This is a genomic window from uncultured Modestobacter sp., assembly GCF_947486615.1.
GTDB lineage: Bacteria > Actinomycetota > Actinomycetes > Mycobacteriales > Geodermatophilaceae > Modestobacter.
The window spans coordinates 397062-408058 of the sequence record NZ_CANKUD010000004.1; the positions used below are offsets into that span (position 1 = coordinate 397062).

At 75.2% G+C, this 10997-nt stretch carries 13 protein-coding genes; 9 read left to right on the top strand and 4 right to left on the bottom strand.

Annotated features, from left to right (window positions below; genetic code table 11):
* Positions 1-210 precede the first annotated feature (210 nt).
* Positions 211-567, top strand: a complete 357-nt coding sequence (locus Q1A09_RS10585; protein ID WP_299954452.1) for a LuxR family transcriptional regulator — start codon at positions 211-213, stop codon at positions 565-567.
* Between the two features lie 99 nt (positions 568-666).
* On the opposite strand, the gene Q1A09_RS10590 is transcribed toward Q1A09_RS10585, so the two are convergent.
* The 3 genes from Q1A09_RS10590 to Q1A09_RS10600 all read right to left on the bottom strand — a co-directional run bounded on the left by Q1A09_RS10590 (position 667) and on the right by Q1A09_RS10600 (position 2446).
* Positions 667-1002 carry a carboxymuconolactone decarboxylase family protein gene (locus Q1A09_RS10590; RefSeq protein ID WP_299954455.1) on the bottom strand — a complete coding sequence of 112 codons (336 nt, stop codon included), beginning with the start codon at positions 1000-1002 and terminating at the stop codon, positions 667-669.
* 94 nt (positions 1003-1096) lie between these two features.
* Positions 1097-1591 carry a hemerythrin domain-containing protein gene (locus tag Q1A09_RS10595; RefSeq protein WP_299954457.1) on the bottom strand — a complete coding sequence of 165 codons (495 nt, stop codon included), beginning with the start codon at positions 1589-1591 and terminating at the stop codon, positions 1097-1099.
* A 159-nt stretch (positions 1592-1750) separates the two neighbouring features.
* On the bottom strand, positions 1751-2446 hold the full coding sequence (locus Q1A09_RS10600; protein WP_299954460.1) for an SDR family NAD(P)-dependent oxidoreductase: 696 nt from the start codon (positions 2444-2446) through the stop codon (positions 1751-1753).
* 101 nt (positions 2447-2547) lie between these two features.
* Between Q1A09_RS10600 and Q1A09_RS10605 the strand changes: the two genes are divergently transcribed.
* Positions 2548-3390: a helix-turn-helix transcriptional regulator gene (locus Q1A09_RS10605; RefSeq protein ID WP_299954463.1), complete on the top strand. Its 843-nt coding sequence runs from the start codon at positions 2548-2550 to the stop codon at positions 3388-3390.
* An 18-nt stretch (positions 3391-3408) separates the two neighbouring features.
* On the opposite strand, the gene Q1A09_RS10610 is transcribed toward Q1A09_RS10605, so the two are convergent.
* Entirely contained in the window at positions 3409-5115 is a 1707-nt protein-coding gene (locus Q1A09_RS10610) for a SpoIIE family protein phosphatase (RefSeq protein WP_299954466.1), read from the bottom strand.
* Between the two features lie 86 nt (positions 5116-5201).
* Here Q1A09_RS10610 and Q1A09_RS10615 point away from each other — a divergent pair, with 86 nt between their 5' ends.
* From Q1A09_RS10615 to Q1A09_RS10645, 7 genes are all read left to right on the top strand, one after another.
* Positions 5202-5597: a helix-turn-helix transcriptional regulator gene (locus Q1A09_RS10615; protein WP_299954469.1), complete on the top strand. Its 396-nt coding sequence runs from the start codon at positions 5202-5204 to the stop codon at positions 5595-5597.
* Positions 5598-6006: 409 nt separating this feature from the next.
* Positions 6007-7782 carry a lytic murein transglycosylase gene (locus Q1A09_RS10620; RefSeq protein ID WP_299954472.1) on the top strand — a complete coding sequence of 592 codons (1776 nt, stop codon included), beginning with the start codon at positions 6007-6009 and terminating at the stop codon, positions 7780-7782.
* Positions 7783-7904: 122 nt separating this feature from the next.
* Positions 7905-8387, top strand: a complete 483-nt coding sequence (locus tag Q1A09_RS10625; RefSeq protein ID WP_299954474.1) for a class I SAM-dependent methyltransferase — start codon at positions 7905-7907, stop codon at positions 8385-8387.
* 93 nt (positions 8388-8480) lie between these two features.
* Positions 8481-9179, top strand: a complete 699-nt coding sequence (locus Q1A09_RS10630) for an A24 family peptidase (RefSeq protein WP_299954475.1) — start codon at positions 8481-8483, stop codon at positions 9177-9179.
* 146 nt (positions 9180-9325) lie between these two features.
* Positions 9326-9547 carry a Flp family type IVb pilin gene (locus Q1A09_RS10635; RefSeq protein ID WP_299954478.1) on the top strand — a complete coding sequence of 74 codons (222 nt, stop codon included), beginning with the start codon at positions 9326-9328 and terminating at the stop codon, positions 9545-9547.
* A gap of 72 nt (positions 9548-9619) precedes the next feature.
* Positions 9620-10033: a TadE/TadG family type IV pilus assembly protein gene (locus Q1A09_RS10640; RefSeq protein WP_299954480.1), complete on the top strand. Its 414-nt coding sequence runs from the start codon at positions 9620-9622 to the stop codon at positions 10031-10033.
* Positions 10024-10995 (top strand): pilus assembly protein TadG-related protein, encoded by a 972-nt coding sequence (locus Q1A09_RS10645; RefSeq protein WP_299954482.1) that lies wholly within the window; start codon positions 10024-10026, stop codon positions 10993-10995. Before Q1A09_RS10640 ends, Q1A09_RS10645 begins: the two co-directional genes overlap by 10 nt.
* The last annotated feature ends 2 nt before the right edge of the window (positions 10996-10997 follow it).

Here is a 10997-nt window from a genome sequence, read left to right on the forward strand (position 1 = left end):
GACGCGGCTCCCCACCCGTCGAGCGGGGGACCGCCGGTGCGCAGCGGCTCAGCGCGGGACCAGCTCTGATCTCACGCTGTCGGGCGCCGCCCGGGCAGGGTCGGAAGTCCCTGGCCCGGGACCGTGCGACCCGAGCAGCGTCGGGAGCCCCGGGTACGCCGAGGAACGGGCGCCGCCACGGTGGCGGGGCCCGGAGCGGAGGAGGCAGGGATGCACGGAACGGACACGCACGGATCGGGCACGGACCTGGGGGCGCTGGTCACCGAGCTGCTCGGCACGGCGGGGACCGCCGGCAGCGGCCGGGCCGCAGCCACGGTGCACGGCGGGCACGAGGCGACGTTGCGGCAGACGGTCATCGCGCTGCGCGCGGGCGCCGAGCTGGCCGAGCACGAGAACCCCGGTGAGGCGACGCTGCTGGTGCTCACCGGGCGGGTGCGGCTCACCGCCGCGAGCGGTGCGGTGGAGGCGGGCGAGGGGGTGCTGGTCGTCGTGCCCGGGGAACGGCACGGGCTGACCGCGCTCGCCGACGCCGCGGTGCTGCTCACCGTCGCCAAGCTCGCCGGCTGACCGGTCCTGGGGCCTGCGGGCGCGATCGGGTACCGCGGGGCCGAGTGCCGGACGGCGGGGTCGGGGGCCTGCGGGGTCGCTCCGGCAGGCCCCCGCGGCTCAGTCGGTGCGGTCGTCGTCCTCGGCGGTGAGCACCTCGTCGATCCAGCGCAACCCCGCCATCGCGGTCGGGAAGCCGCAGGTGGTGATGGCGGCCAGCGCCACCGCCTGGATCTGGTCCGTGGTCGCCCCGTGCTCCCGTGCCTTGCGCACGTTGGAGCGCACCGCGCCCTCGGCCTGGGCGCCGATGGCCAGCGCGAGGGTGAGCAACCGCTCGGTGCGCTCGTCGAACGGGCTGCGCTCCCGGATCGCCCGCGCCAGCGTGCCCTGGGCCTCGGCGACGTCGGGGAACTGTTCGGTGAAGTCGAGGTAGACGCGCGGCAGGTGGGTGCTCATGGGGTCTCTTCTCGTTCGGTGCTCCGGGACGGTGACGCCAGGCGTCAGTGTCCGCCGCCGGTCGGGCGGTGCGCCGCGCGACCGGGTTCGACCGTCACGCCCGGGACTGGACCGGGGTCGTCGCGGTGCCGCCGTGCTCGCGCTCCCAGCGGTCCACGGCGTCCCAGTCGTCGCCGTCCAGGGTGGCGATCGCGGCCGGGAACAAGCCGAAGTCCTCCTTGAACATGTGCTGGTCCAGGTGCCGCAGCAACTCCAGCACCCCCGCCCGCCACGCCGGGAGGTCCGCCTCCGCCGCGGGGTCGGTCAGGTCGTCGACGGTGTCGTAGAGGTCGGCGTGCTCGCCCTCGAGGACGTCGACGTGCTCGGCCAGCTCCTCCTCCCCGCGCAGCATCGGGAACAGCGCGCGGTCCTCCTTCGCGGTGTGCGGCCCGAGCACCACCAGCACCTCGGAGAAGAGGCTGCGCGCCGTCGCGTCGTCCTGCCGGGCCAGCGCGTGCTGGATCCGGCCGGACAGCTCACGGAGCTGGTCGTGCTCGGCCATCAGCCGGGCGACGGGGGTCAGGGTCCGGCAGCCGCAGTGGTCGCACATGGTCGGTCTCCTCTCGCCGGGGCGGGCGCTCCGTCACCGGCTCCTCCCATGAACCACCTCCCCGGCTCGCGCATCCAGAGGCGAACGTCCTCCGGTGCCCGGCCGAGGACCGGCTCCGCGGCTGTCAGCAGTCCCAGGGCCTGAGCCCGCGCCCGAGCATCACCAGCCGACGGCGCCGTGCCGGTCGGTGAAGGTGCCGGTCGGGCCGTCGGCGCCGATGGTGGCCATCACGACGATCGCGTCGGTGCCCTCGGTGACGGTCTGCGGGCCGGAGTGGCCGTTGAAGTCGGTCGCCGTGTAGCCCGGGTCGACCACGTTGATCCGCACGTCCGGGACGAACTGGGCGTAGACCGACGTCAGCATGTTCACCGCCGCCTTGCTGGCCGAGTAGCCGACCGTGGGCAGCGTCGACTCGATCCGCGAGGAGTCCCCGCGCACGGTGAACGAGCCCAGCCCGCTGGTCACGTTCACGATCACCGGCGCCGCCGACTCGCGCAGCAGCGGCAGGAAGGCGTGCGTCGTCCGGACGATGCCCACGGTGTTGGTGTCCAGCACCGCCAGCACGCCCGGCCCGTCGAACTCCTCGATCGCGGCGAACGGTCCGGAGATCCCGGCGTTGTTGACCAGCACGTCCAGCCCGCCGAACCGCTCGCGCACCGCCTTCGCCGCCATGGCCACCGACTCGTCGGAGGTCACGTCGATCTCCACCCACTCCACGCCGAGTTCCTCGGCCGCGCGCTGCCCGCGGCCGGCGTCGCGTGCCCCGATGACCACCCGGTGCCCGTGCTCCTTCAGCCGCCGGGCCGTCTCGAAGCCCAGGCTCTTGTTGCCACCAGTGATCAATGTCGTCGTCATGGCACCGACCCTGCGCCCGTCCGGGCGACGTCGGCTGGTGCTCGTCGACCGTATGACCGGCAGTACCACCCATCCCGGCCGCGGTGGACGACGATGAGCCCATGACCGATCGAGGCGACTTCGCGGCGCTGCTGCGCGCATGGCGGGAACGCCTCCAGCCGGCCGCGGTCGGCTTCCCCACCGGGCAGCGCCGCACCAAGGGGCTGCGCCGCGAGGAGGTCGCCCTGCTCGCCGGCGTCTCGGTCGACTACCTGGTGCGGCTGGAGCAGGGGCGCGCCGACCACCCCTCGGCGCAGGTCGTCGCCTCCCTCGCCCGGGTGCTGCAGCTGTCCGACTTCGAGCGCGACCAGCTGCACCTCGCCGCCGGCCTGCCCGCGCCCCTGCCGCACGCCGTCCCGACGCACGTCCCGGCCAGCGTGCAGCGGCTGCTGGCCCGCCTCCCGGACGTCGCGGTCGGCGTCTGGACGGCGCACTGGACCCTGCTCACCGCCAATGCGACCTGGCGTGCGCTGCTGGGTGACATGCCGGCCGGCCTGAACCTGGTCGCCGCGGAGTTCGCCGGCCGCGCCCCGCAGGTCGTGTGGAGCGACGGTGACCTGGAACGACACCAGCGGGCGCTGGTCTCCGACCTGCGCAGCGCCCAGATCCGCTACCCGGACGACCCGTCGGTGCGGGCGCTGCTCGCCGATCTGCAGACCAACGCCCGGTTCGCACAGTTGTGGGCCGAGGGCACCGTGGCCGAGCACCGGTTCCAGGCGAAGACCTTCGTGCACCCGCAGGTCGGTCAGGTGACGCTGGACTGCGACGTGTTCACCGTGATCGGCACCGACCTGCGCATCGTCACCTACACCGCGGAGCCGGGCAGCGAGGACGCGTCCCGGTTCGACCTGATCCGCACCCTCGGCACGGTCGAGGTGGCGTCCACCGGGCCGGCCGGGGACTGAGCGCGGTCGGAGCGGGCGTCAGCTGCTGGCGGGGTCTGCCGGCACGGTCGGCGGCACGGTCCTCGGACCGGCTTCGTCCGGTCGCGGCCGGTCCTGCCGGTGCAGGCGGATGGCGACCAGGGCGACGTCATCCTCGGGCGTGGTGTCCACCAGCCGGTCGATGAGCTGGTCGCACAGCTCGGCCAGCGGCCGGTCCGCGAACTCCGCGGCGGCGGCGCGCAGCCGGCCCATGCCGTCGTCGAGGTCGGCGTCCCGGCGTTCGATGAGCCCGTCGGTGTAGAGCAGCACGGTGGTGTCGCGGTCGAGGCTGACGACCGAGTCGTCGCGCCGCGCGGTCGGGTCGACGCCCAGCATCAGGTCACCCCGCCAGCTCGCCAGCTCGGCGATCGTGCCGTCGGGGTGGATGACCAGCGGTGGCGGGTGGCCGGCGTTGGCCCAGCGCATCCGGGTGACGCCGCGCTCCAGGTCGGCCGGGCTCTGCTCGAACCGGGCGAGCGCCGCGGTGGCGTAGGTGTGCAGCTGCAGCTGGGTCATCGCGGCGTCCAGCTGGCCCAGCAGCTGCGCCGGGCTCGCGTTCCCGCTGACGGCGATGCCCCGCAGCATGCTGCGCAGCTGCCCCATGGACGCCGCGGCGATCGTGTCGTGGCCGACGACGTCCCCGATGACCAGGACGGTGGCGCCGTCGGGCTGCAGGAACGCGTCGTACCAGTCCCCGCCCACCCGGGCGGCCTCGGCGGCCGGCAGGTACCGGACGACGACCTCGGCGTGGTCGGGCTCCGGGGGTGCGGTGAGCATGCTGCGCTGCAGCTCCTCGGCCAGCCGTCGCTGCTGCTCGTACAACCGGGCGTTGTCCAGCGCCAGCCCGGCGCGCTCGGCGACCTCGGTCGCGGTGGCGACGTCGGCGGGGTCCACCGGCCGGTGCCGGTCGTGGCCCAGGGTCAGGGCGCCCAGCACCCGGTCCCGGCCGGGGATCGGCAGCACGGTCATCGCGCCGGGGGCGAGCACCTGCAGCATCTCGCGGGCGGCGCCGGTGGCCACCGTGCCCAGCACCGGGCCGGTCAGCTCCGCGCCGGTGACGTGGACCGGGGTGCCGGTGGTCAGCGCGCGGAGCACCGGCGCGGTCGTGGGGGACGATTCCTGGGCGGCGCTGCCGTAGCGGCGCACCAGCGGCGTCCGCGCCGGGTCGGTGTGCCAGCCGCTGGCGTCCCGCAGCCCGCCGTCCTCGCCGAGCAGCGTGACCGTCGCCCAGCTGGCCAGCCCGGGCACCAGCACCCGGGGGATGCGCCCGACGGCGGTCGGCGCGTTCAGCGTGCCGACCAGCTCGTGGCTGACCCGGGCCAGCAGGGCCAGCCGCTCGCTGGCGCTGCGCCGCGCGGTGACCTCGGTGACGTACAGCCACAGGCCCTGGGGGGTCGGTACGGCCTGCACCTCGAACCACTGGTTCAGCGGCTCGGGGTAGAAGGCCTCCACGCTCTGCGGCTCGCGGGTGTCGACCGCCCGCCGGAAGGCGCGGCCGAACTCGTTGTCCACGTTGGCCGGGAACGCCGCCCAGTAGGAACGGCCGAGCAGGTCGTCGCGGGAGTACCCGACCATCCGTTCCGCCGCGGCGTTGACGAACCGGACGGTCCACTCGGGGTCGAGCTCGATCAGCCCGATGGGCATGGTCTCCAGCGTCTGGGCGTCGTCGTCCTCGACCTCGCCGCCTGTGCGCCACCAGCGCGCCATCGCACCTCGTCACCCGATCGCGTCGTGTTGCGTACTTGATGAACTTATCAAGTCGTTCTCTTCGTGTTCGCTCGTACGATGACGGCATGCCGTTCACTCCCGGTCGACCACTGGCCGAGGCCAAGGCGGACCTCTTCAAGGCACTCGCTCACCCCGCCCGGATCCGGGTGCTCGAGCTGCTGGCAGAGGGGGAGCAGACGGTGGGCGCGCTGGCCGAGGCCACCGGTCTGGAGCTGTCCCACCTCTCGCAGCAGGTCAGCGTGCTGCGCAGGGCCGGCATCGTGGACAGCCGGCGAGTGGGCAACAACGTGTTCTGCACGCTGTGCGACCCGCAGACCGCGGAGCTCCTCGGGGTCGCCCGCCGGATGCTGACGGTCCACCTCCGGCAGGGGCAGGCGCTGCTCCAGGCGCTGGACGGCGCGGACGACGCGGTGGCACTGGCCGACTCCGGTCGGGGGACGTCGCCCGCGGCGCAGGTCTGACCGGCCTCGCCGGTGCACGGGACTCCGGGGATGGTGCGCATCGACCGCTCTGGCCGACTGCTGCCTTCCCAGTCGCCCGCTTCGACTGACTGGTGCAGCCCGCTGTCCGATGCGGGCAGCCGGTCACCGGAGGCGGGACGGGGGCGGCGCCTGGGCCGGGCTGCGCGGCGACACGCCGTGCCGACGGCGACGGCGGCCGATACGCCTGGAGTTCACCGGCTGGGCATGGTGCTGAGGGGGCCGGCGGCCTAACGTTCCCCTCGTCCGCGGTCATCGGCGCCCTCGGGTCCCGAGCGGCGCGGGCGTGGACAGCTCGACGGCCACAGGGGGAACTGGTGCCTGACCCAGCGTTGCGGCGACAGCCACGCACGCGAGAGAGCCGGCGGACAGCGTGCCGGGGAGCCGGGGCATGAGCCCGCGGCACCGTCGTCCCTTCCCGAGCGGCCGCGGGATCGCCGTGACCGCCGGCGTCACCACCGCGCTGGTCGCCTTCCTGCCCGCCGCCGCTGCCGCCCCCGGCATGCACCCCGACTGGGAGCCCGTGGTGGCCGGCGCCGAGGTCGACGAGTCCCAGGGCTCGATGTCCCGGTTGTCCGGCGGATCCACCCGGGTCGCCGGCCCCGCCGACCCGGACCTGGACACCATGAGCTCGACCCCGAACGGTGACGACGACGGGTACGGGAGCACCGACCTCGATCAGGACCCGTCGGCCTTCGACCGGTCGGGCTCGCGATCGGGCGCGAGCTCCCCGCTCGCGTCCAGCGGCATCCCGTCCACGGCGATGGAGGCCTACACCGCCGCCGCCGAGGCGAACGCCGACTGCGGCATCTCCTGGACGCTGATCGCCGCCATCGGCCGGGTCGAGTCCAACCACGGCCGCTTCGCCGGCGCCACCCTGCACACCGACGGGCTGTCGAGCCCGCCGATCATCGGCATCGCGCTGACCGGCAGCGGTGACACCGCCCGGATCACCGACTCCGACGGTGGTCGCCTCGACGGCGACACCGTGCACGACCGCGCCGTGGGCCCGATGCAGTTCATCCCGACCACCTGGGCGATCTACGCCGCCGACGGGAACGGCGACGGACGCCGCGACCCGTTCAACATCCACGACGCCGCCGCGGCCGCCGGGGAGTACCTGTGCGCCGCCGGGAAGGACCTGTCGACGCCGGCCGGGCAGGCCCGCGCCGTCTTCGCCTACAACCACTCCGACAGCTATGTCGCGTCGGTGCTCTCGCTGGCCGCCACCTACGCCGGGACGACGCCGCCGCGGGTGCCGACCCCGGCGGGACCGGCGCCCGCTCTGCCGCCGGTCGACCCGTCCCGGCCGCCGGCACTGCCCAGGCCGCCCGTGTCCGCGGCCGAGCGGCCACTGGTGCCGGCACCGCAGGCACCGGCCCCCGTCCCGCAGCGGCCGGACGTCGAGCAGCCTGCGCCGGAGAAGCCGGCCGCCGAGCAGCCCGCGCCGGAGAAGCCTGCGCCGGAGAAGCCGGCCCCCGAGCAGCCCGCGCCGGAGAAGCCTGCGCCGGAGAAGCCGGCCCCCGAGCAGCCGGTGCCGGAGCAGCCGGTGCCGGAGCAGCCGGTGCCGGAGCAGCCCGTCCCCGAGCAGCCTGCCCCGGAGCAGCCGGTCGAGGAACCGGCTCCCGCGCCGACCCCGTGCGAGACCGCGGACCAGTCGGCGGCGGCGCTCACCGTCGACGTGGTCAACGGCACCGGTTCGGCGGAGGCCGGCGCCGAGGTGGTCGCCCGGCTGACGGACGGCGGCCTGACGATCGGCGAGGCACGCGACTCCGCGGACGGGCCCGCCTCCGGCATTGCGTACCCGGAGAGCGCAGCCGCCGACGCCCGGTCGCTGGCCGAGGCGCTGGGCATGGCCGACCTGCTGCGGGTCGAGCCGGTCGGGCGGATCACCGTCGTGCTGGGCAGCGCCGACTCCGCCGCGCTGGTCGAGGCCGTCCGGGCGTTCACCGGCCTGCCGTGCCCGACCGCCGAGCCGGCCGCTGAGGGCGAGGCGGCGACCACCGAGGAGACCGCAGCCACCGAGACAGAGACCGCCGAGGCAGCCACCACGGAGGCAGCGACCGCCGAGGCAGCGACCACGGGGGCAGCGACCACCGAGTCGGCGACCACCGAGCCGTCGACCGCACCGGCCACGGACGCCGAGCCGGCCGGCGCGAACGGCTGACCGGCATCGGGCCGGCGACGGCGGGGGAGAGCCGGGCGTTCTTCGGTACTCGCGCCGCCTCGTGGGAGGAGAGGTTCCCCGACGACGGGCCGCGGTTCGAGCGGGCGGTCGGTGAGCTGGGCGTGCGGCCGGGCGACGTCGTCCTGGACGCCGCCTGCGGCACCGGCCGCGCGCTGCCGGTGCTGCGGGCCGCCACCGGACCTGCGGGCGCCGTGGTGGGCCTGGACCTGACCCCGGAGATGCTCGCCGAGACGCAGCGCAGGGGCCGCGACCGGCTCGCCGCGCTGGTGCAGGCGGACGTGACCGAGCTGCCGTTCGAGCCCGCGACGTTCGACGTCGTCTTCGCCTCCGGGCTGGTCTCGCACCTGCCCGACCCGGCCGCGGGCCTGCGGGAGCTGGCGCGGGTCGCGACCCCCGGGGCGCGGCTCGGGCTGTTCCACCCGGTCGGCCGGGCGGCGCTGGCGCGGCGGCACGGCCGCGAGCTGACCCCGGACGACGTCCGGGCCGAGCCCCGGATCCGGGCGCTGCTGGCCGACGCCGGCTGGACGTGCAGCGACGTCGACGACGCCGAGGACCGCTGGCTGGTGCGCGCCGTCCGAACCTGACGAAGGGTGAGACTCCACCCGGACCTGCCCGGCTGGGCGGCCGCTGCGTGTCACCCTGTCCGGCGTGCGCCCCCCGATCGACCCCCGGCTGACGTGACCGGCGCCCTGCTGGCTGCGCTGGTCGCCGGGCTGGGCGGTGCCGTCGCCGGCCGCGTCGTCGACTCGCTGGCGCTGGTCGCCCCGCGGCGGCCGGCCCCCGAGGGCGGCGGAGTCGCGGTGCGCCTCGACTGGCGGGCACGGGCCGCCGGGGCTCCGTGGCCGGAGGTGGCCGGGGCGCTGTGCGCGGCGGCGGTCACCCTCCGGTTCGGCGCGAGCGTGCAGCTGGTCGCCTGGCTGTGGTTCGTCGCGGTCGGCCTGCTGCTGGCCGTCGTCGACCTGCGCGAGCAGCTGCTGCCCAACCGGGTGCTGCTGCCGGGCGTGGCCGGTGGGGTGGCGCTGCTGGCGCTGGCTGCCGCCGTCGACGGCGACTGGCCGGCGTGGGGGCATGCCCTGCTGGCCGGGGCAGCCGCCTTCGCGGTGCTGCTGGTCATGGCGCTGATCAGCCCGAGCGGCCTGGGCATGGGCGACGTCAAGCTGGCCGCGTTCCTCGGCCTCTTCCTGGGCTGGCTGGGGTGGCCCGTCGTCCTGGCCGGGTTCTTCCTCGGCTTCCTGCTGCAGGCGCTGGTCGGGCTGGGCCTCCTCGCCGCCCGGCGGGTGGGGCGCAGCACCGGGCTGCCGTTCGGGCCCGCGCTGCTCGCCGGCGCACTGTTCGCCGCGCTGCTCGCGGGGGAGTGGGCGCTGCCGTTGTCCTGACCAGCGGAGGCGGGCGTCACCCGGGCGGGTGACGCCCGCCCTGCTGGCCTGGTCAGCCGGTCGTGCCCGGCCGATCAACGGGGGGAAGACCGCGACCCGGGTCAGCCGACCCGACCAGCCGACGGTCGGTCCCCCAGGAGATCACGTTGGTCAGCCTGTTCCAGACGCTGCACACCCTGTCCTTCGTCACCGCCGACCGGCTGCGGAGCGTCAAGGAGGAGAAGGGTGCCTCCGCCGTCGAGTACGCGATCCTCGTCGGCGCCATCGCGCTGGCCGTCGTCATCGCCGTCGCCTTCTTCAGCGACAACCTCAGCGACCTCTTCAAGAGCATCACCCTCAACCCGACCGCGCCCGCCAAGGCGAGCTGACCGGAGCCACCGTGGGCGGCGACGCCGTCCCTCGTCGCTGACCTTCTCCGCCCCCAGGACAGGAGCACCTCCGTGCCCGGACGCCCCGCCCGGCTCCGTCGCCGTCCCGTTCGCCGGCTCCTCGGCGAGCGGGGCGCTGCGGCGGTCGAGTTCGCGCTGGTCGTGCCGGTCCTGCTGCTCCTGCTCCTGGGGATCATGGAGGTCAGTGCCGCCTTCAACACCCAGGCGACGCTGTCGGCGGCGGCCCGGGAGGGCGCCCGCTCGATGGTCTCCTCCGGCACCGTGGCCTCGGCGCGGTCGGCCGTGCAGACCGCGGCCGGCTCGCTGTCGCTGACCTCGGTGAGCATCACCCCGGCCAGCTGCGTGGGCGCCGCGGCCGGCACCACGGTCACGGTGACCGTCACCGCCCGCCGCACGTTCGTCGCCGGCGTCCTCGGGTCGGCCGGGGTCACGCTCACCGGGACGGCGGCCATGCGATGCGGCTGACCGCCCGGGTGCTGCGCCGCCTCGGCCCGCGGCGGCTGGCCGACGAGCGCGGCGCCGTCGCCGTGCTGGTGGCGCTGATGCTCGTGCCGCTGCTCGGCTTCGCCGCCATCGCGGTGGACGTCGCCTCGCTGTACGCCGACCGCGAGCAGCTCCGCAACGCCGCCGACTCCGCGGCGCTCGCCGTCGCCACCGACTGCGCGCGGGGTGCCTGCGCCAACCCCGTCGCGACGGCGAGCTCCGCGCTGACCGCGAACGCCGGCGCCGCCGACGCGGCCGGCGCCACCCTGCGCACCCCCGACGTCGCCCTCACCGGGAACACGGTCACCGTGACGGTGAGCGCCGACCAGGCGCACTGGTTCGCCCCGGTGCTCGGCATCGACTCAACCCGGGTCACCGCCACCGCCACGGCCACCTGGCGGGCGATGTCCACCGGTGTCGCCCAGCTGCCGCTGGCGATCTCCTGGTGTGAGTACCGGGAGCAGATCGCGAAGTACCCGCTGACCAGCACGGTCTCGCACCGGCTGGAGTGGGAGCCCGGCTGGCTGAACCTGTGCACCGGCCCGAACGGCGGCATCTCCTTCGGCGGGCACGCGCTCACCGGCACCGACTCCTCGACCGTGTGCCGGTCGACGTCCTCGGTGGGCCAGTACATCGACATCAGCATCTGGAGCAGCGTGCTGCCCAACCGCTGCTCGGCGACACACCTCGACAGCCTGGTCGGCAGCGACCTGCAGATCCCGGTCTGGGACGACGTCCAGATCCGGATCTTCAGCGCCAGCCGCGCGCACGTCTACGGCTACGCGCTCTTCCACCTCACCGGCTACCAGCTGACCTCCAGCGAGCCGGTCTTCTACGGCTACTTCACCCGCGCCGTCGTCCCGGGCGCCCCGGCCAGCAGCACCGGCACCGCGCCGGCGGCCGACCTGGGCGCCACCTCCATCAGCCTCTCTCCTCAGGGATGACC

What these genes read in the sequence shown, in the direction of transcription:
- Q1A09_RS10585 (WP_299954452.1), top strand. Translation starts at nt 211, where the DNA reads ATGCACGGAACGGACACGCACGGATCGGGCACGGACCTGGGGGCGCTG.
- Q1A09_RS10590 (WP_299954455.1), bottom strand. Translation starts at nt 1,002, where the DNA reads ATGAGCACCCACCTGCCGCGCGTCTACCTCGACTTCACCGAACAGTTC.
- Q1A09_RS10595 (WP_299954457.1), bottom strand. Translation starts at nt 1,591, where the DNA reads ATGTGCGACCACTGCGGCTGCCGGACCCTGACCCCCGTCGCCCGGCTG.
- Q1A09_RS10600 (WP_299954460.1), bottom strand. Translation starts at nt 2,446, where the DNA reads ATGACGACGACATTGATCACTGGTGGCAACAAGAGCCTGGGCTTCGAG.
- Q1A09_RS10605 (WP_299954463.1), top strand. Translation starts at nt 2,548, where the DNA reads ATGACCGATCGAGGCGACTTCGCGGCGCTGCTGCGCGCATGGCGGGAA.
- Q1A09_RS10610 (WP_299954466.1), bottom strand. Translation starts at nt 5,115, where the DNA reads ATGGCGCGCTGGTGGCGCACAGGCGGCGAGGTCGAGGACGACGACGCC.
- Q1A09_RS10615 (WP_299954469.1), top strand. Translation starts at nt 5,202, where the DNA reads ATGCCGTTCACTCCCGGTCGACCACTGGCCGAGGCCAAGGCGGACCTC.
- Q1A09_RS10620 (WP_299954472.1), top strand. Translation starts at nt 6,007, where the DNA reads ATGAGCCCGCGGCACCGTCGTCCCTTCCCGAGCGGCCGCGGGATCGCC.
- Q1A09_RS10645 (WP_299954482.1), top strand. Translation starts at nt 10,024, where the DNA reads ATGCGGCTGACCGCCCGGGTGCTGCGCCGCCTCGGCCCGCGGCGGCTG.